Genomic DNA, 21,335 nt, shown 5'->3' on the forward strand with positions numbered 1-21,335 from the left:
AGGCCTAGAGAGACGTTGAACGCCAAGACGCCTCTGGAGGTATACGCGGAGGTTCTCCAGAAGTCAGTGCCCGGATCTCCGGCACTCCAATAGTGTTGCGCTTGTAGGTTGAGACCGCCCTCTCGACCACTAATCCATTCAACAATATTATCTTTTCGAAAGGTTCTCGTGGCGTCACGCGTATGGCAGTAGCCTTTGATGTAATCCCCATCCACGCGAAAGTTAGACACCTCTCGGGTGGAAACCTGTCCAGAGGCATCCTGATAGCAGAACTGCAAAACTGGTCGTGAACTGCTGCGTCTTTGAGTAGCCGGGCGATCAGCGGCACTCACCGATATGGAAGAGACTGGGGTTTTCTCGGCTGCACTCTGGCGAGCCTTGGCCCTAGCCTTCTTGGCGCGCTTCTTCCATTCTGGAGAGCGCATCGCTTGTTTGACAGAGTCATAATTCTCAAGCTGCGTTCTCTCCAAGCGAGACTTGGGTGGGTCAATGGAAGCAGCCTTCTTCTTCGTTCGTCTGACCAGGAATATCAAGACCAAAACAACAACGGAAAGAACAACAAAGACTTCCATACCGTCCCACTCCCTGCCTGCCTGCCTGCTTGCTTTAAAGCAAGTCTCTTACGAAATCCGCCCGATCCTGACCACGCAACGCCCTAGCACCTCGACATTGGCCAATTTCTCGGGCGGTATCATCTCCGCCTGGTAGTGACTGTTATCACTGTTCAGCACCCAGGCGCCGCCTGCGACACGCTGCACCCGCTTGATGCGGCGCTCACCTTCCACGAGCAGTAGAAACACCCCTTCTGGACGATCAGGTCGATCCTTTCGGTCGACCAGGACCCAGTCACCATCGGTTAGCGTGGTTTCCATGCTGTCACCGCGCACCTTCACACCGACCACGTGATCGGGATCCAGCCCTTGGGCGGCCAGCTGCTCACTGGGGAAGTAGAGAGTGGTCTCGATCTCTTCAGCTTCCAACGCCCGGCCATCGCCCGCCGCAGCCTCGATGTCATACATCGGCAGGGCACAGAGGCCAGAAGTATCAGCAGTGCTGATACCTGAGACTAAACGACAGGTATCCGGACCTTGGGGATCCTGCACCGCGCCACTGCCTGCTTCATCGTTTATCTCGGCCTGGCGCCGGCCAGTGACGACGAAAAAGGTATCGACCCCCGCCGCTTCAAGAGCCTCCAGGTAGTCGACCTGGGGCTTTCGATCACCATTTTCGTAGTTGGCCTGTGAGCGATTGGACACGCCGGCCAGCTGAGCAAAGCGCTCTTGGGACAGCTTTAGCCTCAGTCGCTCTGCTCTCAATCGTTCATGAAACGTCACGAGGACCCCAAAAAAGTTTTGACACATGCACAATCGTGCAATATGTTTTGAGCATATAGGAACAAACGAGCATGAACATTCGTTACAACCTGCACGTTCGTAACTGTTCAGAACTGTTGATAGGAACATTAGCGCATGAACACCTCCTTGAACACCGCAGCTACCGTGAATCGATCACCCTCAGGGTGCTCACATCCCGTTACGGCACTACTCACTGAAGACGAGCGTGAGCAGCTGGAAACACTTGCACGCCAGGAGTCTCGCACTAAGTCCGCCACCCTTCGTCTGTTCTACCTGCGGGGCATTGCCGCTTCTGGCGGTGGACACCCCGTTAACGCCTAAGCCGCCAAGGAATCGCTGCCATGCACCAGGACACACGTCGGATTCGCTCCCGCTACGCCGCCATCAACCTCGATGAGTACGAAGCCAAGGTGATTGACGCCCTTGTCGACTACACCGGCATTTCCAAAGCCACTCTGCTCCGGCAGCTGGTCCTCAAGGAAGCGCTGGAAACACTCGGCGTCAGCGACATCCTCACGCCCAATGTCGCCCATCGCACGCAGTAAGCGATAGGTGCACAAAAGGTCCTCAAGGAGCCCCCGCCCCATGACGAAACTTCGCCTGAGCCTCGACGAGGAACTCGAAGAAGCCATCGCCGCGGTTCGCGAGCGAGAGGGACTGGAAACCCTCGACCAAGCCGCCGAGTGGCTGCTGCGCCGTCGTCTGCGCAAGGGCACCCAGAGCCTGACAGGGCGCGGACGAGCGCTCTACGACGTGAAAGGAGGGCGACGGTGAGCGGATTCATGCGTGTGGTCTGCCCGCATTGTCAGAGCTATGCGCGCATCCGGACGTCGAGTCAGATCAGTCCGGTCTGCCGCGAGCTGTACCTCGTCTGTACCAATGACGAGTGTGGCTGGCGAGGCAAGGCGGGACTGGAAATCACCTACACCCTGTCTCCCAGCAGTCAGCCGGCCCCCGGCGTAAGAATACCGATCTCGCCAGGGCTACTAGCCCAGTTGATGCCAGAGATCAGCTGACCACAAACCCCACGAAAATCACCGATTCAAGGAGGCTCGCCGTGGCCACCGTTAGCCAACTGCGCCCGAAATTCAGCATTCCCCAGCTGGATGCCACCAATATCGCCACCGCTCAACTGTTCAGGGACCGCTGGCACAACCGCGTCACCGCACTCGGCAACTGCATCGACCACCTGGTCAACGATCACGGTATGCCCGAGCACGCTGCCGAGACCGCCGCTCTGCAGGCCTATGCCGAGATCGAAAGCGTCAACCAGAAAGCGCGTATCGATGTGGACGCCACCACCTCGCACCTGGTCGTGCTTCGTTCCGGCGATGGCCGCTCTACTGCCTTCACCGTCAGCGATCTGTTGCGTCTGCTCGACCGGGCACGCCAGGAAGGTGGCGCAGCCGTCATCGAGCACAGCTCGCGGCAGCCGGTCGTCCTCGAGCACTGACACCTTCCCCTGAGCCACCAGAGGTTGCCGCCATGTCCGCCTCCGTTCATCCGTTACCGACGTCCCGCCAGCCCTCCCCAGTCGCTCCCGACCGTGGCAACTGGGGCGCGCTGCGCGCCGAGCTGCACCAGCGCTGCGCCGACCACGACCTGGTCGTGCTGTGGGATGAGCTCACGCACCCAGAGCGCAAGGCACTGATGGCCAGCGCCAACTTCCCGCACCGAGAGCGGGATAGCCGCCGGCACGTGGCGGACATGCCAAAGGCCAGCCGTGACGCCATCCGCGCAGCCATTCACCGCATGAGTCGCTACGCCAACCAGCTGCGCGACCGTCTGCAAGGTGAGCGCCCTCACCCCAGCCAGGAGCTGGCCAGCCACGCCAGAGAGGCATTAACGGATGGCGATATCAAAGCCGCCATGCACTGGGTGTCGATGATTGAGCGAGGGGTGATGTGATGACGGCGATTGACCACAAGGAGCAGACCATCGAGTCGTTGCAGTCCGTCACAGCGCATCTGTACCGGGGCATGCGTGATTTTGAAGATATGGGGGACACCGAAAGTGAGCGCTGGTGCCGTGAAGCTCGCCGTCGAGTCTGGGCGCTCATCAACGAAATCGAGGGCGAGATTGCCGCCAAAACCAACGGAGCCGACACGCAATGAGCGCTGTCGATCAAACCCTGGAGTACGGCACGGCGGATTGCCATCGCTGGCGGGACGCTGAGTTCTTTGGCCGTTTGCCCAGCCTGGCCGAGGATCTGGCGCGTGGGTTCCTGCACGTTGCCAAACGTCACGGCAACGCCGCGGGCAACCGCTGGCTACGTCGCCAGGCCGGCGACCTGGTAGAGCCCTCTCGTATTCTGGAGCGCTTTCGTCCCATCGCCTCGGACCTTGAGCGCGGCGCCGCCGCGATCAAACAGCGTGAGAAAACCACCATAGAGGGCATCCGTTCGGCCAACGCCTGGCTGATCGAGGCTGAGCGGCGTCTGGTCGTGGGCTCACTCAACGCCACCCACGACGATGACGTCCTGGTGACCTACGCCGAGACTCAAGCTCGAGCCATCGAAAAGGACCGCGACCAGTTCATCGGCAACATCTCCATCTACAACCGCCGTCGGCATAACGGACTGCTGCCGGTGCCCGTGCCGTCTTGTGAGCTGCGAGGCTCCCTGTCCAAGCGGATGCGCCAGTGGCGGGGCCATGTCGCCGACTCCCGCAACCCGCTGACCGCTCCGGACCGCTGCGTGCCCTTGATGGCCGTGTTCCGCTTTACCTACCAGCCGCCTATGAGCCTGGGCGTGGCCACAGAGATGGCACTCGTCAGTGCACGCAAGCGTGCCCGCCTGCACGGCATCGCGCCACCTCCTCTGAGCTGGAGTGGAGAGCGCCAAATGGCCAGGCTGTGCGATGGGCTGTGGTGGCGTCGCCAGCTCCGGCGGATCTGCGGGCGCCGCCTCGAGCAGGTCCAGCGCGAGGCCCACCGGGTTCACAAGCGGGCCGGCATCTACTGCAGCAACCTGACGCTGGAACGCCGCCACCAACAGAAGACCCGCAACCGAGCGCTGCTGGAAACCCTGGAGGCCATCAACCAGGACGGTCAGACCTACACCCTGGCCGAGTTGGCGGAGCTGGGCCTGGCCAACGCCGACCATCGGCGCGCGGAGTTGATGCTGCGCATCCGCGATACCGAGGTCGAATCTCGCCGCCTGGGTCACCTAGGTATGTTCTACACCCTGACCACACCGTCGCGCTTCCATCCGGTGCATTCCCACCACTGCCGCCGCAATCGTCGCTACGACGGCAGCACTCCGCGTGAAGCCCAGCAGCATCTGCAGCAGGTATGGGCCAAGGCTCGGGCGAAACTCGCCAGGGAAAAGCTGGCAGTCTACGGCATCCGCGTGGTCGAGCCCCATCACGACGGTACGCCTCACTGGCATCTGCTGCTGTGGATGAAACCAGAGGCAGAGCGTCGGGTTACCGAGGTGCTCAGGGAGTACGCCGAAGCCGAGTCCCCCGAGGAACTCATCGACCGTCGTGGCCAGAAGACCAGCGCCCGATTCAAGGCGGTCAAGATCGACCACAACCGAGGCACCGCCGCCGGCTACGTCGCCAAGTACATCAGCAAGAACATCAACGGCCAGCAGTTCATGGACGCGGACAGCTACGGCCAGGAGATGACCTCCAGCGCACCACGTATCGAGGCCTGGGCCGCCGTCTGGGGCATTCGACAGTTCCAGTTCGTTGGCCTGCCTTCCGTCACCGTCTGGCGAGAAGTCCGCCGCCTCAACGAACGCCAAGCCGAGCAGCTCCGACTGTGGGAAGAGGCTACCCGTCCGATACCGAAAGCCGCCAGGCGTCTGCACGAGATCCGCAAGGCAGCCAACGCCGGCCAGTGGGACCTTTTCCTGCGACTGATGGGCGGTCCCAACTGCCCCCGAATTGACCAGCCCATCAAGCCCTGGATCGTCACCCGCATGGATACCGGTCGGGAAGAATTCAGCCACGCCACCGGCGAGGTCAACACCGGCATCGAGATGCGCGGCCGCTATGGCGAGACGGTCAAGGCCACCGTTGGCCTGGTGGTCAAGGATGGCCGGGGCGATGCCTCCGAATACCTCACTCGCCTGTATCACTGGGAAATTCGTTCACGCAACCAGCGTGAGGCGGGGCGGTTCGGAGGCGGCGAAGCCGACGACGCTTGGACTTGTGTCAATAACTGTACGGGGGTGGATGCCACCCCCCGCATTCCCCCTCCGGAGGTCCTGGCCGAGCAACTCGAGCGCTTTAAGGAGTGGCGAGCCAGTGAAGTCCAGCGCGCGGAGATGGAGTCCGCCGACATCGAAGCGAGATATGCCAGAGCTGCGGCCCTGCGGCTCGCCCAGCACGACCCGACAGCACGGCGCGTCCTCGCCGAGCGCGGGCAATACATCCCGGCTCCTGAGCCTGAGTGGGAAGAGTATTTCCCGCCGGAACTGCAATGAGCCGCTGTCACGAGGAGAACAACATGCGCACCCATCAAGTGGATCACAAGGCCCCTCGCGGGATCCTGCAGGACGCCGGCGAGCTAGCGGTACTCACCGAAGGCAGCGGTCGGGTCCGTCACCGCTTCGCCATGGTCGTCAGCTTCGACAGCGAAGAAGAGCTGCGCCGCGCCCTCAAGAAGCATCGGTGCTCCTACCGCGATGGCCAGGCCATCCAGGAGCGCATCCATGAATGATCGCCTCTACATGGTGCTCGATCCACTCGGTCGCGCTGATCCCTACAGCACCGCCACCAGCCAGCGCAGGGCCATGCAGCTCTTCGCCTCACGTAGAGCCGGTCGGCCAGTAAGCGCAGCAGTGGCCTGGCTGCTTTGGTTCAACCTTTGGCGCCGGGGCTATCGCCTCGGCTTCACCCCCGCCATCCCCGAGAAGGAGCTCGTCAATGGCTGACAACGCCGACATCGCCACCGAGATCCAGGAGCGCCACCTTGAGAGCGCCCTGGCCAACCGCCCCTCCTGGATCGGCATCGACTGGGCCACACCGCTCGAATGCAGCGAGTGCGGGGACGAGATCCCCGAAGCCCGACGGAAGGCCGCTCCCTGGGCCACCAACTGCATCGGGTGCCAGCAGATCAACGAGAGGAAAAGCCGTCATGTCCGCTAACACTGAAGGCATGAACCCCGACGCTATTCTGATCATTATCGCCTTGATAGCCGTCGTCATGACTCTGGCACTTGCTTGGGAGGCATGGAAACTCAGCCGCGAAACCCTTGATCTCTTCGACCCAGAGCGAAACTCAGAGCAAGGAGACAAGGACGAATCATGAACACCAGTACCGTGCTGTCCTGTGAGGACCTGAAACAGATCACCGGCTACCAGCGTCCCGGCGATGTGGCACGCTGCCTGCGTGAGCAAGGGGTAAGGGTGTTCAATGGGCGCTCTGGCCCATGGACCACCATCGACCTGATCAACCAGGCCGGAGGATTCGTGCAGCAGGCCAACGATGACGACATCGACCCTAGGCAGATCATATGAACAAGAGCATCAAGCCGGGCCCGAAGCGCCGCTACAATGCGGCGATTCCGTCCCACATCGATCAAGCCAGACTTCCTGTCGGAATCTACTTCGATGCTCGTGGAAGAGGCAGATGGTACATCCAATACCGTGATGAAGCGGGAAAACTACGACGGAACAACGTTGCGGACTCCCAAGCGACCCTGTCAGAGCTCCATCGCATCATGGAGCAGCGACAGGGCATCGACCGGGACACGCTGCGCTATCTGGCGGACCAGTTTCATCAGTCGGCCCAGTACAAGAACCTCGAGCCCAAGACACGCAAGGACTACGACTACTGCCGAGACTTAGCGCTGACCTTGCCGACCAAACTGGGCAAGCCACTGGGCGACGTGGCCACTCGCCATTTCAAGCCGGCCCTGGTCCAGCGAATCGTCGACAAGATCGCCGCCGAGGGCACGCCGGCCAAGGCCAATCATCTGTTGCGCTACCTACGCCGTCTGTTCCGTTGGGGCATCAACCGCGGATACTGCGACAGCAACCCCGCCCAGGGGGTGGAAGCGGCCAAGGAGCGCCGCCTGCGCCGCCTGCCTGAACTCGATACCATCGCCCGACTGACGGATTTTGCGCGGGAGCGCGGCCAGCGCAGCCGTGGGGAGAAAGGCGCCTGCGCGCCCTATCTGTGGATCGTCATGGAGCTGGCTTACATCTGCCGGCTGCGCGGCATCGAGATCGTCACCCTGACCGACGCCAACGCCATCACCGAAGGGGTCATGACCAATCGTCGAAAGGGATCTCGAGACAATATCGTGCGCTGGTATCCAAGGCTGCGAGCTGCATGGCAGGCCGCAACCGAGTTGAGGGCGAGAATCTGGCGAGCCCGCAACACCGCAGTACCCGTTACCCCAACCCGACGCCCACTCATCGTGGCCGCCGATGGTGGAGAGTTGCGGAAGTCGAGCCTGGACACCGCCTGGCAGCGGCTCATCAAGATGGCCATCGAGGAAGAGGTAATCACAACAGAAGAGCGATTCGGTCTACACGACCTGAAGCGACGTGGCATCACCGACACCCAGGGCACCCGTCACGACAAGCAAGAGGCCAGCGGCCATAGATCTGCAGCTATGCTAGATATCTACGACTTGAGTGTGCCGCTTGTAAAATGGCCCGGACCACAAAAATGAGTTAAAGCCACGTGGAATGGCTATAAAAGATAGCGCCTCCATCATCCAGTAGGGCTTTCACCACTACATAGATTGCGAAACTCAAAGCACAAGAGACAGAGAATGCATAGCACGCTTTTATATTTCGCCTAAGCGAAGAACTCCCTTTTTTACTTCTTCTCAGCTCAGCATCAAGAAAGACATTAACACCATTTACTAGCTCGGGGACCCCTCTAGCGCGAAGGAAGCTAAAATATGCAAAAGGATGACCAATACGCTTAGTGTTAGTATGACAGATCAAGAAAATACTATTTTGAAGTATCGTGCTAAACATAACGGTCAATTTATATTCGTTTTCACCGCGAGGAAATGATCTCAGCATCAAACCTACTTCGGTTAGGCTGTTCCCCATCCTATCAGCCAGAGGGTTATCTAAAACGCATTCATCAAGAACATACTTAATATGTTCCCTATGCTTGATCAACTCTTCGTGCATGTTTTTTTCATCATCCATGCTAAGCATTTCTGGAAGATCCACACACTCCCTCGACCTCCTAACGCACTGATCAAGGAAAGAGTCTGCAGAATGCGAAAACTCATAGAGCTTCTTCCTCACGTCAAAAATCCATTTTTCCTCGAGCTTCAACTCTTCAATCTTTTTATTTTCATGAAGGACTATTAAACTCACACCCCCAGCGATGCTAACTGCAGTAACGGTCGCCAAAGCTGTAGTAATGCCATCAGCAAGTAAGCAGATGCCATAGAAGAAAACGGGAATTAAAGAAAATAAATATCTGCCGTTTTTAATAAAGAAATTTTTCGCCTTAGATAGGAGCCCAGTATTTTTTTCAACTGTCTCTCGCTGTCTTTCTTTAGCATCATGCTCTAAAACAACTTTTTCTCTGTAATTGCTCAAACCTTCTTTATTCAAAATAATGTTTGAAAAATGATAAACAACTTTCAAACCGGCGGTATCAAGTAAAACGCGACTAAAATAATCATTCGTCTGCGATCCCACTCACGCCTCCCATAATTATCTCAAAGCTAACCTACGGAACACATTCACAAAATGCAGATCACAAGAATATCTGTGCAGGATAGTATATCGAACTACGGGTGATCTACGCAGGAAATCTACGCAAACACAAAAAAACCGCCTCGAGGGGCGGTTTTGATGTTGCAACAAGCTTTTGATTTTCAACCATCTTTTAGATGGTGCCGGCACCAGGAGTCGAACCCGGGACCTACTGATTACAAGTCAGTTGCTCTACCAACTGAGCTATGCCGGCTCGGGCCGACCGGAAGGTCGCTTGCTGCTCTGGTGTTACGCCTTAGGCGTCTCACCCGAAACGGGGTTGGCGTGGCTGGGGTAGCAGGATTCGAACCTGCGCATGCCGATACCAAAAACCGGTGCCTTACCACTTGGCGATACCCCAGCAGAGTTGGTGGCCAGAGACGGAATCGAACCGCCGACACGGGGATTTTCAATCCCCTGCTCTACCAACTGAGCTATCTGGCCCCTTGCCAACGCGACGTATTAAACCAATTCCTCCGTTTTCCGTCAACCCCTTTTCTTTCAAAATGATGGCGAGCGCTTTTCAAGGCGTCGCAAGGCTAGGCGTCACGCGGGACATAGCCCTCGGCGCGGTCGGTCTCTTCATTGTCGAAGAAGCGCTCCATCTGCTCCATCAGGTACTCGCGGTTGGCCGGGTCCATCATGTTCAGATGCTTCTCGTTGATCAGGCGGGTCTGCAGCGCCTGCCATTCTTCCCAGGCCTGGCGTGACACGCTCGCCTGGATTTCCTGCCCCTTCTTGCCCGGCAGCGGGGGGAAGGGCAAGGCGTCGAGCTCCTTCTGGTACTTGCGGCAAAACACGGTCTGACTCATGGCGGTCTCCTTTCTATGGTACGGCCTGCTGGCTATGGTGTGGCCTGCTGGCACGAGGATAGCAGTGTGCCCCGCCCAGACTTAAGCGTTCTGTTGCTGCAGAGCCGTGGCGCTCGTCCAGGGCTCCCTGTGCGCCAAGGTCAGCGCGGGGGGCAGCACGGACGTCAACGCGACGGTGGCTGGCTCAAGGCAAAGGGAGCAAGTGAGGCGAGCAGCTTCTTTACCGGTGCGGCAAGTCCCACCGACTCCGGCGCCTGGGGGTCGTACCACAGCCGCCCCTCGGCGACGCCATCGACTCGCCCGCCACGTGCCGGCACCGGCGTGATTTCCAGGCGAAAGTGACTGAACACATGGACGAAGCTCGACCAAGGCTCGTCTCGCTCGGCTCCGGGCGCGTGGGTATCGAGCCAGGCATCGATCTCGGCGTCGCTGTCGAACTGGGGAAGCCCCCACAGCCCGCCCCAAAGCCCCTGGGAAGGCCGCTGCTCCAGCAGGATGCGCCCGGCCTCGTCGCTCAGCACCAGCATGCGGGTATGGCGCAAGGGGATCGCTTTCTTCGGCTTGGACTCCGGGAAGCGCTTTTGTTCCCCTCGGGCGCGGGCCACACAGACATCGGCGAACGGGCAGCGCTCGCAGTCCGGCTGGCCACGGCGGCACAGCGTCGCCCCAAGGTCCATCATGCCCTGGGTGAAATCCACCACTCGCTGTTCCGGCGTGTAGTGCTCGGCGAGGTGCCAGAGCTCGCGTTCCACCGCTGGCCGGCCGGGCCAGCCTTCCAGCGTGTGCAGGCGCGTCAGTACGCGCTTGACGTTGCCATCCAGAATGACGGCTCGCCTGCCGGTGCTCTGGGCGATGATCGCCCCGGCGGTCGAGCGGCCAATGCCGGGCAGCGCGGCCATGGCATCGAGGCTGTCCGTGGGAAACTCGCCTGCATGCTGTTCCACCACGACCCGGGCCGCCTTGTGCAGATTCCGGCCTCTGGCGTAGTAGCCCAACCCGGTCCACAGATGAAGGACCTCATCCTGGCTGGCCTCGGCGAGGGCCTTTACATCAGGAAAGCGCTGCATGAACCGCTCAAAATAGGGAATTACGGTAGCAACCTGGGTCTGCTGCAGCATGATTTCCGAGACCCACACCCGGTAGGCAGTACGATCATGCTGCCAGGGAAGATCGTGGCGACCGTGCACATCGAACCAGTCGAGCAGGCGCCGGGAAAACACCTCTGTACTGAGCAGCGGCGACACTCGACCGCTATCCTTGTCGCCTTTCGCCCGACTGTCAGGGCCAGAGACTTCTGATAAATATTTCATAAAACCAATTAGTTATCATCACTCAAAAGTCAGACACGAAAAAAAGCGCCGACACGGAGGTCGGCGCAGTGACTGGCTTGCTTGATGCTCAATTAAATAGACCACGGACGGCGTCACGAAGTTCCTTGCCCGCCTCTTCTCCGATGCGTTCGTCGAGACGTTCGAGCTCCTTGCCCAGCCGCTCCTCGACTTCCTCGTTGACGCGGGAGCGGGCCTCTTCGGCGACCAGCTCGCCCAGATTGGCCTTGAAGGCGTCGGCGTCAAAGCCGCACCACTGGCTGCTGTCACCCTCCAGGCTGCCTTCGCAGCGCACCGGGAAGGGCACCTTTTCGAGACGCCGATTGACGCTGCAGGCGGCATCGGCGGTGTCGACAAAGCGCGCCGCCCCGTCGGCATCGAAACGCTGGCTGCCCAGATCGAGCTGGCCACCACCACTGACCTCGATACCCGGCAGGGTGATCAGCAGGTCGTCGTTCTGGGCGACGCCATCACGGATGGTGAAGCGCGCGCTGATGTTCTCGAAGCGGGTGTTCTCGCTCCACTCGCGGGTGGTCTGCTCGCCTTCGAGGCGCGCCACGGCGGTACACAGCTGACGCGAAATATTGGCGCGGGGAATGCTGCCCTCGTTGATCCGCGTGTCCAGGGTGCCGTTGAGGTTACGGGTCAGCTCATGGCGAGCGTTGCCGCGGGTGGTCAGTTCACCACTGGCATGCAGCGAGCCGCTGAGCGGGGCGGGCTCCTGCCCAAGCGATGTCAGCAATGACTCCAGACGCACGCCCTCGACCTCCGGCGCCAGCTGCCAGGCGAGGTCATCGCCGCTGGCGTCTATCACCCCGGTGGCCTTAAGCCGACCTTCATGGAAGCCCGCTTCGAAGCCGGTCAGACGATGCCTGCCACCCTCGCCCTGCATGCTCAAGGACACATCCTGGTAGCGCTGGCCGCCCAGGATCAGCTGACCCAGCGCCAGCGATACGCTCTCGTCCAGCCCGGCCAGAAAGCTTTTCGGCAGGATCGCCGGTGCGCCGTCCTGGTCCTGGGCCAGCGCCGACGCGATACCGGGAATGCCGTTGGCGGCGGTGTCCTGCTCGGGCGGCGGCAGATAGCTGTCGGCGTCGAGGCGGTCGCCTTCCAGATCGAGATCGACCCGGGTGCCATCGAAGCGTGCGCCGAGGGAACCGGAGAAGGTGTTGTCATCGAGCACCAGCGTCAGGCCATTGAGCGAGAGCTGCTCGAGGGTGCCTTCCACCGGACTGGTCAGCGCCACTTCCGACAGCGCCTCGTCGCTGGACATGCTGGGCATGGCGTCCATGCGCGCAAGCCAGGCACGCAGCGACAAGGGTGCCAGACGCACCTGGCCGTCATAGCGTGGCGCCGAATTCAGCTCTTTCAGGTTGAGATTCCCCTTGATCGACAGACCTTCGGGGCCGCTCAAGGCGATATCGCGCAGCTGAGCGGTACCGGCGCCGAAGTCCGACTCCAGCTGGAACGAAAGCGTCATGGCCACACGCTTCTCGCCTAACTGGGGTGCCAGCAGGCTGGCGTCCAGTTGACTCGGCGCCATGTGCAGACGCTGCTCGCCAAGGTTCAGCACCACCTCGTCGCTGGTCAGGGTCGCCTCCTGGGGTTCCGAGGCACCGGCCAGCAGAGTACTGGTCTCCAGCGTCACGTCGCTGAGCACGTGGCGGCTGTCGGCGAGACCCAGATTGACGTCGCTCTCCAGGGTGACATCGCTTTGCAGGCCAGGGGTGCGCTCTTCCGTTGTTTCGCCCTCACCGCCGCCATCGAGCTGGTCGAACACCTTCAGCTGGAAGGTGGAGCTGAGCGGAAAGGCGGTATCCGGATTGACGTTGCTACCGTTGATGGTGAGCTTCTCGGCCTGCCACTCACGGCCGGCCTGATGATCGACCAGGCTCAGATGGCCCTTGGTCACCTCGACGCTGGCGATGTTCAGGGCCACCGACAGACCGCCTTCATCATCCGGGTTGGGGCCTGCGCTGGCCGGCGCCAGCGCCTTTTCGGCGTCATCGGCCCTGTTTTCGAGGCGTTCGAGCAGCGCCTCCCAATTGCCGGTGCCATCACTGTCGCGCTCGAGATTCAGCGACAGCCCATCCAGGGTCAGGCCATCGATGGCGATTTCGCCGCGCAACAGCGGTGTGAACGCCAGGCTGACCGAGGCCTCGGAGAAGGCAGCAAAGGCCTGGGCGTCATCCGCCTGATCCGGCAGGCGCGCTTCGGCCTCGGCCACGCTGACACCAATGCGCGGATAGAAGGACCACTCCAATGGGCCTTCCAGCGACAGTTCGAGCCCGGTGTGCTCCTTCACCACGGACACCAGCCTCGGCTTCATGTCCTCGGGGTTGAAGAAGGTGGTGACGTAGACCACCGCGCCCACCGTGACCAGGGCGAGGACGCCGACGACCGCCAGCAGGGTTCTTACGAGTCGTTTCATTTGCCGCTTTCTCCGGTGGGCAGATCAAGTTGGAAATCATCGCCGCTTCGCGTCAGCTGATAGCCCAGACGCTTTAGCAGCATCTGGTCGGCCAGGGTCAGCTGCGAACCGGCCACGCTCAGCGCCACGCCGTCACGGTTGGCGGCAGCGCTGATCAGCGCCAGCAGGCGCGAGCCCACGCCGCGCCGGCGAGTGGTCTTGCGAACACAGAGGTCGAACATGCGCCAGCGCCCGTCACCAGGACTGACGGCGACAGCACCGAGCAGGCGATCATTGAAGCGCGCCGCCCAGAAGAAGCCATGTTCGAGCTGGCGGGTCACGTAGGCTCCCGGCGGGAGCTTGATGCGCTCCTCCGGCGCATCGGCATAAATGCGGGTCAGATCGATCCGCACCTGTTCATCGGCGTCCCAGACATCCTGGTCGACGCGAAAGAGGGTCACCGGCATACGCTGTCTCCCTTGGCCGGAGGGCGGCGACGGCCGCCACTGGAATGGCTGCATTGTAGCGGATGGGGGTGCCGATTCACTATAATGGCTGTCTTGTGCGCCTCGCACCGCGACCGGCCCACCTTAGAAACAAGGCCCCCAATTCCGACATGCGCGTGAGCGCAGGAGACGACATGTCCGAGCGTATTGCCACGGTCAGCCGTGACACCAAGGAAACCCAGATCAGCGTCACCCTCAACCTCGACGGCGAGGGCAACCTCAAGGGTGAAAGCGGGGTTCCCTTCCTCGACCATATGCTCGACCAGGTGGCCCGCCACGGCATGGTCGACCTGGACATCAGCGTCAACGGCGACTTGCACATCGACGACCACCACACCGTCGAGGACCTCGGCATCACCCTGGGACAGGCGTTTAACCAGGCCATCGGCGACAAGCGCGGCATCTATCGCTACGGCCACGCCTATGTGCCGCTGGACGAGGCACTGTCCCGGGTGGTCATCGACTTCTCCGGCCGTGCCGGCCTGTCCATGAACGTCGAGTTCACCCGCGCCACCATCGGGCGTTTCGACACCCAGCTTTTCTGGGAGTTCTTCCAGGGCTTCGTCAATCACGCCCAGGTCACGCTGCATATCGACAACCTGAAGGGCTTCAATGCCCACCACCAGGCGGAAACCATCTTCAAGGCCTTCGGCCGCGCCCTGCGCATGGCCGCCGCCGAGGACCCCCGCATGGCCGGCAAGCTGCCCTCCACCAAGGGTAGCCTCTAACGCCGCCGGCTGCGGTCCAACAGCAACAAGACGACAAGACACCAAGCGAGGCGGTCGCCGGCAGCGGCGCCCCTCCGGGCCAACCACCAAGGAGCGCTTCATGACCATTGCCGTCATCGACTACGGAATGGGCAACCTCCATTCCGTCGCCAAGGCACTGGAACACGTCACCCACGAGAACGTGCTGGTGACCCGCGACGCTCGTTCGATCCAGGGCGCGACCCGTGTCGTGCTGCCGGGACAGGGCGCCATCCGCGACTGCATGGGCGAACTGGAGCGTACCGAGCTCAGCGGCCTGGTTCGCGAGCTGCTGGCCAGCCAGTCCAAGCCGCTGCTGGGCATCTGCGTGGGTCAGCAGATGCTGATGGACCACAGCGACGAGAACGGCGGCATCGACTGCCTGGGCCACCTCGCAGGTCAGGTAAAGCGGTTTCCGCTGGACATGCAGGACAGTGACGGTGCTCGCCTGAAGGTCCCGCACATGGGCTGGAACCTGGTGGCGCAGCCCAACGCCCACCCGCTGTGGGAGGGTATCGAGCCCGGCTCGCACTTCTACTTTGTGCATAGCTACTATGTGGCCGCCGAGCATGACGCCGAGGTCTTCGGCACCACCGACTACGGCAGCGTCAGCGCCCATGTGGCGGTGGGTCGTGACGCCACCTTTGCGGTGCAGTTCCACCCGGAAAAGAGCGCTCGTGCCGGCCTCAGGCTGCTCGAGAACTTTGTCCAGTGGAACCCCTGACCCAGACCTGAGCGCCGGACGGGCAGGCGCTCGCTTGCCCTGGCCGCCGCCCGACATCTGCACCGGCACGGCCCACGCCCTGCCTGCATCGATCACACTGGCACGCCCCTGAAAAGGCACCCCGAGGACACAACATGCTGGTAATTCCCGCCATCGATCTCAAGGACGGACAGTGCGTTCGTCTCAAGCAAGGCCGCATGGACGAGGCCACCACCTATGGCGACGACCCCGTCGCCATGGCCGCTCGCTGGGTCGAGGCCGGCGCACGGCGCCTGCATCTGGTCGACCTCAACGGCGCCTTCGAGGGGCGTCCGGTCAACGGCGAGGCGGTGACCGCCATTGCCCGCCGGTACCCCGACCTGCCGATCCAGATCGGTGGCGGCATTCGCAGCGCCGAGACCATCGAGCACTACCTCAAGGCCGGCGTATCACAGGTGATCATCGGCACCAAGGCGGTCAAGGAGCCTGACTTCGTGACCGAAATGTGTCGCGCCTTCCCCGGCCATATCATCGTCGGCCTCGACGCCCATGATGGCCGCGTGGCCACCGACGGCTGGGCCGAGGTGTCCGAGGTGATGGCGGTGGATCTGGCCAAGCGCTTTGCCGACGACGGCGTCTCCAGCATCGTCTACACCGATATCGCTCGCGACGGCATGATGAACGGCGTCAACGTCGAGGCCACGGCAGCCCTGGCCCGGGACGGTGGCATTCCGGTCATCGCCTCCGGCGGCGTGACCAACCTCGATGACCTGCGCGCCCTGGTGGCGGCTGGCGAGCCGGGCATTCTCGGCGCCATCACCGGACGCGCCATCTACGAAGGCAGCCTGGACGTCGCCGAAGGGCAGCGCCTGTGCGACGAACTGACCCAAGGCTGAGGAGGCTCCATGGCTCTTTCCAAACGCATCATCCCGTGTCTCGACGTCGACGCCGGCCGTGTGGTCAAGGGTGTCAACTTCGTCGGCATCCGTGACGCCGGCGACCCGGTGGAGGTGGCTCAGCGCTACAACCAGCAGGGTGCCGACGAGATCACCTTTCTCGACATCACCGCCAGCCACGAGGACCGCGACACCACGGTGGAGATGGTCGAGCGCATCGCCGGCGAAGTGTTCATCCCGCTGACGGTAGGCGGCGGCATCCGCACCTGTGACGATATCCGCACCATGCTCAACGCCGGCGCCGACAAGGTCTCGATCAATACCGCAGCGGTGACCAACCCTGAGTTCGTACGTGAAGCCGCCGAGCGCTTCGGTAGCCAGTGCATCGTGGTGGCGATCGACGCCAAGCGCGTCAGCGAGGAAGGCGAAGCCCCTCGCTGGGAGATCTTCACCCACGGCGGCCGTCGTCCCACCGGGCTCGACGCGGTGGAATGGGCCAAGAAGATGGTCGAGTACGGCGCCGGCGAACTGCTGTTGACCAGCATGGACCGCGACGGTACCAAGGCCGGCTTCGACCTCGGCGTCACCCGCGCCATCAGCGATGCGGTGGCGGTGCCGGTCATCGCCTCCGGCGGTGTCGGCAACCTCGACCATCTGGTCGAGGGCGTGACCGAAGGCCACGCCGATGCGGTGCTGGCGGCCAGCATCTTCCACTTCGCCGAGTACACCATCCCCGAGGCCAAGCGCTATATGGCCGACAAGGGCATCACCATGCGCCTCTGACCGACGCCTTTGGCTGGCTCTTCAGCCAGGGCTTGCAGAGCCAGCAACCAACCACCCCCGCCGGGTAGCCCGGCGGGGGTGGTCGTTTGTACGGACTGAAACCGACCTCAGTCTAGGGTCAGCCCCAGATTGCTGACACCACCGTTGCGTCCGAGCTTTCTCAACGCCTTGACGTGCTTCTTGCTCGGCTCTTCCTCGGCCGCCTCCAGCGCCGCATCCTGAAAGTCGTTCTCGTCTTCCATCAACGGGTGCTGCTTGACCAGTTGCGCGAGCTTTTCGGCGTCATCCTCCCCCTCGGTCAGCTCGATAAAGGAGCGCACCGCCGCCTTCGAGACCTTGCTGACCTCAAGCACCGCGTCCGGCGCATCGCCTCTCAGGGTATCGAGGATCGCCGATAGCGCGACCACCGCATCGAGGGCACGACGGGCGCCGAAGCTGTCGTCCTGTTGAGGAGGCTCCAGCTCGCCGAGCTTTTCGGCCTGGAGATCGAAGTCGATCTTGGCGTCCTTGACCGTCAACTGCTCCCACACCAGGTCGAGGATCGCCCTCATGCCCGCCAGATCCCCGTGACCGCTGGTATCGGCGTAGAGCGCATAGTTGGGCAGCATGCGCTCGGTCAACGCGGCCATGAAGGCCTGTTGCTGACGTAGAGTCAGCGCCTGCAGGCGCTGGTGAAATCCTGGCTTTGCCATGATGGCTCCTGTGCTGGCAATAAACGGGCTGCCGGTCCCTTTATTCAAGGTTCAAGGGGCGAGAGTCGAGGGTCGCGTGTCGAATGTCGGGAAAACGGCGATGGCCGAAAGCGTACTGGGCGACTCAAGGCCAGAAGCGCTCCTGGGCGATCCGTCCACGCTCATCGAAGGCCACACCTTCATCGATCAGACGCTTGCGCTGCTCGTCGGCTCCGCCATGGTCGGCGAGCTTGCGCGAGGCCGTCACCACCCTGAACCAGGGCAGCTCATGCCCCGACGGCAGATCGCGCAGCGCCCGCGCGACCATGCGTGCGCTGGCTCCACCGGTCATGGCGGCGATGCGTCCGTAGCTGGTCACACGCCCCGAAGGAATCTCGCTGATGATGGTAAGAATCTGTTCTCGGACGTCCGGATTCATGTAACCTTTCGTTCTGGTTGCATTTTCATCGAGGGATGGCGCCGCCCACCCTCAATCTGAGCGAGGCCCCCATGCACCTTCATCTGCTCAAGCACCATCCTGACCTGGGCCCCGCACGCATCGGCGACTGGCTTGCCAGCATGGGCCACAGCTTCACCGTCTTCCACCTCTACGACGGTGAGCTGGTGCCGCGCCCCGGGGACTGCGACGCCCTGATCATCCTCGACGATCTCGAGGACCGCGACCAGGCGCCCTGGCTCAAGGCCGAACGCAAGCTGATCGACCAGATGCTCGACGGCCACAAGCCGCTGCTCGGGCTCGGCGCCGGCGCCCGGCGCATCGCCGAAGCGCTGGACGCTCCGGTGGGCCGTGGCACCCAGGCCGAAGCCGGCTGGCAGACCGTTAGCCTGGCCGACGACAGCCCCTTCGACCTGCCCGACGACTTCCCCGCCCTGCTGTGGCATCGCCAGGTGTTCGGACTACCCGATGACGCCCTGCCGCTGGGCGGCACGCCGACAAGCCCGGTGCTCGGCTTCGCCTGGGACGCCGGCCGGGTGGTTGGCCTGGCCTGCCACCTGCATCATCACCAGGAGAGCCTGACGGCCTTTCTCGAGACGATGCCGTTGCCGCAAGGCGCCGACGCAAGCCCCAGGACCCAGTCGCCGGAAACGATTCTTGCCGAGGCCCGGCGCCTGGATACCCTGGCGCCGCTGCTGGATCGCCTGCTGAGCCAGTGGCTGCGCACGGCACCGGACGTCTAATTCGCCACCGCGTCCCGCTGCTGCTGGCTCCAGGCCCTGGCAAACTCGAGGCAGCTGTCCCAGTCACCGACATGCAGGAAGCGACGCTCGGTGTGCTTCTCCAGCTGGTAGCGGTACATGGGGTCATAGTACTCGGTAAGCAAAGGCGCCAGCCAGGCCTCGTGGGCCTGGCGGTTGCCGGCCTCGTGCTCGCGGAAGGCCAGCGCCTGCAGCCGCTGCAGGCGGGCCAGTCGCGCGCTGCCCAGGCGCTTCTTCAGTCGCCCCAGCGCCGTCGACAACTGCTTGCGCATCAGTGACCAGCCGAGGCGCTCGCCGAACTGATTGCGATAGATCGTCCACAGGTCGTCGATGTAGTCCTTGTGGATCTGGTTGAGGCGCCAGTCCAGCGGCATCTCGACGCGGATCCTCGGCGCCGGCTCCATCCCCCGCCAGAACTCGAGCGGTATATTGGCCGCGCCGATGTGGCGCGACTCGTCTTCCAGCACCAGCGGCCCGTGCAATGACAGCAGCCGCAGGCCCATGGCGTGCTCGAAGTCGATCTGGCTGGGGGCGATCAGTGGATGGCGGCCGAAGGCCGAGCCCTTGTGACGGGCGCAGCCCTCCAGATCCAGACCGTTGTCCAGGGCCTGCACGATGGACGTCTTGGCGCAGCCGGTCAGGCCACCCACCACCAGCATGGGCTGGGCGGCGGCGTCATCGATGCGTGCGCACAACGTCTGGCGCATGGCCTTCCAGCCACCCTCGATGCGCGGTCGTTCGACGCCGGCCTCAAGCAGCCAGCGCTGGGCGATCTGCGAGCGCAGGCCACCCCGAAAACAGTAGATGATGGCGTCCGGGGCCGCCTCGAGCTGGCGCTTCCAGGCTTCGATGCGCGCGGCCTTGATCTCGCCGGACACCAGCCGCTCGCCCAGGGCGATGGCGGCCTGCTGGCCGGACTCCTTGTAGGCGATCCCGACCTGATGGCGTTCCTCGTTGTTCATCAGCGGCAGGTTGACCGCCCCGGGCAGGCTGCCCTGGGCGAACTCCACCGGCGCCCGCACGTCGATCAAGGTGCGCCCCTCGACCAGCAGGGCGGGATCCGCCGGGACCAGCGGCAACTTCATCCGCGCACCTCGATCAGCGCCTCACCGCTGGCCTCGACGACCTCGCCGAAGGGTGCAAGCTCGATACCAAACTCCCGGCCGACCCGCTCGACATCGTCCTCCCAGGACGGGTGTACCGACATCAACAGACCGCCCGAGGTCTGCGGATCACACAGCCACTGCCAGTGGGCCTCATCCATCTGCGGCAGGCTGGCCCCCAGGGCGTCACGGTTACGACGGGTGCCGCCGGGTACCGCGCCCTGGCGCCGGTAAGCCTCGGCCTCGGCCAGGCGCGGCAGGCGGCGAAAGTCGATGCGAGCCGCCACGCCACTGGCCGCGCACACCTCGGACAGGTGGCCAGCCAGGCCAAAGCCGGTGACGTCGGTCATCGCACGCACCCCTTCGATGCGCGCAAGGGCGGCACCGATACGGTTGCTGATCAGCATGGTTTCCCGCGCCAGGCCATGGTGACCGCTTTCCAGAAGCCCCTGCTTCTCCGCCGTGGTCAGCATGCCCACCCCCAACGGCTTGGTCAGGAACAGCAGATCGCCGGGCTTGGCGCCCTTGTTGAGCTTCAGGTGCTTGAGTTCCACCAGACCGTTGACCGCGAGACCGAAGATCGGCTCCGGGGCATCGATGGAGTGGCCGCCCGCCAGCGCCAGACCCAGCTCACGACATACCGCCTGAGCCCCGGCCACCACGTCACCGGCGATGTCCGCGCCCAGCTTGTCCAGCGGCCAGCCCAGAATGCCCAACGCCATCACCGGGTCACCGCCCATGGCGTAGACGTCGCTGATGGCGTTGGTGGCGGCGATGCGGCCGAAGTCGAAGGGGTCATCGACGATCGGCATGAAGAAGTCGGTGGTGCTGATCATGCCGCGCCCGTCGCCCAAGTCGAAGACGGCGGCGTCCTCTCGTCCCTGGTTGCCGACGATCATCTTCGAGTGGCTCGCTCCCGGACCGGCCTTGGCCAGGATGCTGTCGAGCACATCGGGGGCGATCTTGCAGCCACAGCCGGCACCGTGACTGTATTGGGTCAAGCGGATGGCGCTCATGGAAGTCTCCTTGGCAATGATGGGCCCATTCTACACCAGCAGGACCGGCGGAATCGGCACGGCGCAGTCACCATCGTCCTGATCACATCCCGGGTAACCGGCG

General features: G+C 62.6%; 29 protein-coding genes and 3 tRNA genes. 18 read left to right on the forward strand and 14 right to left on the reverse strand.

Annotated features, from left to right (window positions below):
• The coding region (locus tag KUW00_RS05125) for a hypothetical protein (protein WP_222568433.1) at positions 1 to 572 on the reverse strand (572 nt) is incomplete at its 3' end.
• A gap of 48 nt (positions 573 to 620) precedes the next feature.
• Positions 621 to 1,361: an XRE family transcriptional regulator gene (locus KUW00_RS05130; RefSeq protein ID WP_222568434.1), complete on the reverse strand. Its 741-nt coding sequence runs from the start codon at positions 1,359 to 1,361 to the stop codon at positions 621 to 623.
• A 335-nt stretch (positions 1,362 to 1,696) separates the two neighbouring features.
• On the opposite strand from KUW00_RS05130, the gene KUW00_RS05135 reads away from it, so the two are divergent.
• Genes KUW00_RS05135 through xerC form a run of 13 tightly spaced genes read left to right on the forward strand, consistent with a single transcriptional unit; the run spans position 1,697 to position 7,986 of the window.
• On the forward strand, positions 1,697 to 1,900 hold the full coding sequence (locus KUW00_RS05135; RefSeq protein WP_222561934.1) for a hypothetical protein: 204 nt from the start codon (positions 1,697 to 1,699) through the stop codon (positions 1,898 to 1,900).
• A gap of 40 nt (positions 1,901 to 1,940) precedes the next feature.
• Positions 1,941 to 2,129 carry a hypothetical protein gene (locus tag KUW00_RS05140; protein ID WP_222561935.1) on the forward strand — a complete coding sequence of 63 codons (189 nt, stop codon included), beginning with the start codon at positions 1,941 to 1,943 and terminating at the stop codon, positions 2,127 to 2,129.
• On the forward strand, positions 2,126 to 2,371 hold the full coding sequence (locus KUW00_RS05145) for an ogr/Delta-like zinc finger family protein (protein WP_222561936.1): 246 nt from the start codon (positions 2,126 to 2,128) through the stop codon (positions 2,369 to 2,371). Before KUW00_RS05140 ends, KUW00_RS05145 begins: the two co-directional genes overlap by 4 nt.
• 41 nt (positions 2,372 to 2,412) lie before the next feature.
• Positions 2,413 to 2,808, forward strand: coding sequence for a hypothetical protein (locus tag KUW00_RS05150; protein ID WP_222561937.1), 396 nt, complete (start codon positions 2,413 to 2,415; stop codon positions 2,806 to 2,808).
• A 32-nt stretch (positions 2,809 to 2,840) separates the two neighbouring features.
• Complete coding sequence (locus tag KUW00_RS05155; protein WP_222561938.1) at positions 2,841 to 3,263, forward strand: hypothetical protein; 423 nt, start codon at positions 2,841 to 2,843, stop codon at positions 3,261 to 3,263.
• Positions 3,263 to 3,469, forward strand: a complete 207-nt coding sequence (locus KUW00_RS05160; RefSeq protein ID WP_222568435.1) for a hypothetical protein — start codon at positions 3,263 to 3,265, stop codon at positions 3,467 to 3,469. Before KUW00_RS05155 ends, KUW00_RS05160 begins: the two co-directional genes overlap by 1 nt.
• Positions 3,466 to 5,787, forward strand: coding sequence for a replication endonuclease (locus KUW00_RS05165; RefSeq protein WP_222568436.1), 2,322 nt, complete (start codon positions 3,466 to 3,468; stop codon positions 5,785 to 5,787). Before KUW00_RS05160 ends, KUW00_RS05165 begins: the two co-directional genes overlap by 4 nt.
• A gap of 23 nt (positions 5,788 to 5,810) precedes the next feature.
• Complete coding sequence (locus KUW00_RS05170) at positions 5,811 to 6,023, forward strand: hypothetical protein (protein ID WP_222568437.1); 213 nt, start codon at positions 5,811 to 5,813, stop codon at positions 6,021 to 6,023.
• Positions 6,016 to 6,237, forward strand: coding sequence for a hypothetical protein (locus KUW00_RS05175; RefSeq protein ID WP_222568438.1), 222 nt, complete (start codon positions 6,016 to 6,018; stop codon positions 6,235 to 6,237). The genes KUW00_RS05170 and KUW00_RS05175 overlap by 8 nt, the downstream gene beginning before the upstream one ends.
• Positions 6,230 to 6,451 carry a TraR/DksA C4-type zinc finger protein gene (locus KUW00_RS05180; RefSeq protein WP_222568439.1) on the forward strand — a complete coding sequence of 74 codons (222 nt, stop codon included), beginning with the start codon at positions 6,230 to 6,232 and terminating at the stop codon, positions 6,449 to 6,451. The genes KUW00_RS05175 and KUW00_RS05180 overlap by 8 nt, the downstream gene beginning before the upstream one ends.
• A complete protein-coding gene (locus KUW00_RS05185) occupies positions 6,441 to 6,614 on the forward strand; it encodes a hypothetical protein (RefSeq protein ID WP_222568440.1) in 174 nt (57 codons plus the stop codon). Before KUW00_RS05180 ends, KUW00_RS05185 begins: the two co-directional genes overlap by 11 nt.
• Complete coding sequence (locus KUW00_RS05190) at positions 6,611 to 6,823, forward strand: DUF4224 domain-containing protein (RefSeq protein ID WP_222568441.1); 213 nt, start codon at positions 6,611 to 6,613, stop codon at positions 6,821 to 6,823. Before KUW00_RS05185 ends, KUW00_RS05190 begins: the two co-directional genes overlap by 4 nt.
• Positions 6,820 to 7,986: a tyrosine recombinase XerC gene (gene xerC, locus KUW00_RS22320; protein ID WP_261391994.1), complete on the forward strand. Its 1,167-nt coding sequence runs from the start codon at positions 6,820 to 6,822 to the stop codon at positions 7,984 to 7,986. The genes KUW00_RS05190 and xerC overlap by 4 nt, the downstream gene beginning before the upstream one ends.
• 1 nt (position 7,987) lies before the next feature.
• Here xerC and KUW00_RS05200 read toward each other — a convergent pair whose 3' ends face one another.
• The 8 genes from KUW00_RS05200 to KUW00_RS05235 form a co-directional block, all read right to left on the reverse strand.
• The gene (locus KUW00_RS05200; protein ID WP_222568442.1) at positions 7,988 to 8,983 is read right to left on the reverse strand and encodes a hypothetical protein; all 996 of its coding nucleotides are present in this window, start codon (positions 8,981 to 8,983) and stop codon (positions 7,988 to 7,990) included.
• A 195-nt stretch (positions 8,984 to 9,178) separates the two neighbouring features.
• Positions 9,179 to 9,254: transfer RNA gene (locus tag KUW00_RS05205), tRNA-Thr, on the reverse strand.
• A 72-nt stretch (positions 9,255 to 9,326) separates the two neighbouring features.
• A tRNA-Gln gene (locus KUW00_RS05210) sits at positions 9,327 to 9,401 on the reverse strand.
• 7 nt (positions 9,402 to 9,408) lie between these two features.
• Positions 9,409 to 9,484 (reverse strand) — tRNA-Phe (locus KUW00_RS05215).
• A gap of 95 nt (positions 9,485 to 9,579) precedes the next feature.
• Positions 9,580 to 9,852 carry an oxidative damage protection protein gene (locus tag KUW00_RS05220; RefSeq protein WP_045994673.1) on the reverse strand — a complete coding sequence of 91 codons (273 nt, stop codon included), beginning with the start codon at positions 9,850 to 9,852 and terminating at the stop codon, positions 9,580 to 9,582.
• Between the two features lie 164 nt (positions 9,853 to 10,016).
• Complete coding sequence (gene mutY, locus KUW00_RS05225; RefSeq protein ID WP_315901106.1) at positions 10,017 to 11,096, reverse strand: A/G-specific adenine glycosylase; 1,080 nt, start codon at positions 11,094 to 11,096, stop codon at positions 10,017 to 10,019.
• A gap of 154 nt (positions 11,097 to 11,250) precedes the next feature.
• On the reverse strand, positions 11,251 to 13,611 hold the full coding sequence (locus KUW00_RS05230; RefSeq protein ID WP_222568444.1) for an AsmA family protein: 2,361 nt from the start codon (positions 13,609 to 13,611) through the stop codon (positions 11,251 to 11,253).
• Positions 13,608 to 14,057 carry an acetyl-CoA sensor PanZ family protein gene (locus KUW00_RS05235; RefSeq protein ID WP_045994670.1) on the reverse strand — a complete coding sequence of 150 codons (450 nt, stop codon included), beginning with the start codon at positions 14,055 to 14,057 and terminating at the stop codon, positions 13,608 to 13,610. The genes KUW00_RS05230 and KUW00_RS05235 overlap by 4 nt, the downstream gene beginning before the upstream one ends.
• A gap of 173 nt (positions 14,058 to 14,230) precedes the next feature.
• On the opposite strand from KUW00_RS05235, the gene hisB reads away from it, so the two are divergent.
• The 4 genes from hisB (at position 14,231) to hisF (ending at position 17,224) form a co-directional block, all read left to right on the forward strand.
• Positions 14,231 to 14,824, forward strand: a complete 594-nt coding sequence (hisB, locus tag KUW00_RS05240) for an imidazoleglycerol-phosphate dehydratase HisB (RefSeq protein WP_045994669.1) — start codon at positions 14,231 to 14,233, stop codon at positions 14,822 to 14,824.
• A 100-nt stretch (positions 14,825 to 14,924) separates the two neighbouring features.
• Complete coding sequence (gene hisH / locus KUW00_RS05245) at positions 14,925 to 15,566, forward strand: imidazole glycerol phosphate synthase subunit HisH (RefSeq protein WP_045994668.1); 642 nt, start codon at positions 14,925 to 14,927, stop codon at positions 15,564 to 15,566.
• Positions 15,567 to 15,700: 134 nt separating this feature from the next.
• Positions 15,701 to 16,441, forward strand: a complete 741-nt coding sequence (gene hisA / locus KUW00_RS05250) for a 1-(5-phosphoribosyl)-5-[(5-phosphoribosylamino)methylideneamino]imidazole-4-carboxamide isomerase (protein ID WP_222568445.1) — start codon at positions 15,701 to 15,703, stop codon at positions 16,439 to 16,441.
• Positions 16,442 to 16,450: 9 nt separating this feature from the next.
• Positions 16,451 to 17,224 carry an imidazole glycerol phosphate synthase subunit HisF gene (gene hisF / locus KUW00_RS05255; RefSeq protein ID WP_045994666.1) on the forward strand — a complete coding sequence of 258 codons (774 nt, stop codon included), beginning with the start codon at positions 16,451 to 16,453 and terminating at the stop codon, positions 17,222 to 17,224.
• Between the two features lie 107 nt (positions 17,225 to 17,331).
• Here the strand turns inward: hisF and KUW00_RS05260 are convergent, their stop codons facing one another.
• Positions 17,332 to 17,916, reverse strand: coding sequence for a YjaG family protein (locus KUW00_RS05260; RefSeq protein ID WP_045994665.1), 585 nt, complete (start codon positions 17,914 to 17,916; stop codon positions 17,332 to 17,334).
• 124 nt (positions 17,917 to 18,040) lie between these two features.
• Positions 18,041 to 18,334: an MGMT family protein gene (locus KUW00_RS05265; protein ID WP_222568446.1), complete on the reverse strand. Its 294-nt coding sequence runs from the start codon at positions 18,332 to 18,334 to the stop codon at positions 18,041 to 18,043.
• Between the two features lie 71 nt (positions 18,335 to 18,405).
• Between KUW00_RS05265 and KUW00_RS05270 the strand changes: the two genes are divergently transcribed.
• The gene (locus KUW00_RS05270; RefSeq protein WP_108131591.1) at positions 18,406 to 19,095 is read left to right on the forward strand and encodes a type 1 glutamine amidotransferase; all 690 of its coding nucleotides are present in this window, start codon (positions 18,406 to 18,408) and stop codon (positions 19,093 to 19,095) included.
• Here the strand turns inward: KUW00_RS05270 and mnmH are convergent.
• Together mnmH and selD are read right to left on the reverse strand one after the other, a co-directional pair.
• Entirely contained in the window at positions 19,092 to 20,198 is a 1,107-nt protein-coding gene (gene mnmH, locus KUW00_RS05275; RefSeq protein WP_222568447.1) for a tRNA 2-selenouridine(34) synthase MnmH, read from the reverse strand. The two genes, KUW00_RS05270 and mnmH, sit on opposite strands and share 4 nt — an antisense overlap.
• Positions 20,195 to 21,232, reverse strand: coding sequence for a selenide, water dikinase SelD (gene selD, locus KUW00_RS05280; RefSeq protein ID WP_222568448.1), 1,038 nt, complete (start codon positions 21,230 to 21,232; stop codon positions 20,195 to 20,197). The genes mnmH and selD overlap by 4 nt, the downstream gene beginning before the upstream one ends.
• Positions 21,233 to 21,335 lie beyond the last annotated feature (103 nt).

This window comes from Halomonas sp. DP5N14-9 (genome assembly GCF_019802175.1).
GTDB classification, from domain to species: domain Bacteria; phylum Pseudomonadota; class Gammaproteobacteria; order Pseudomonadales; family Halomonadaceae; genus Halomonas; species Halomonas litopenaei.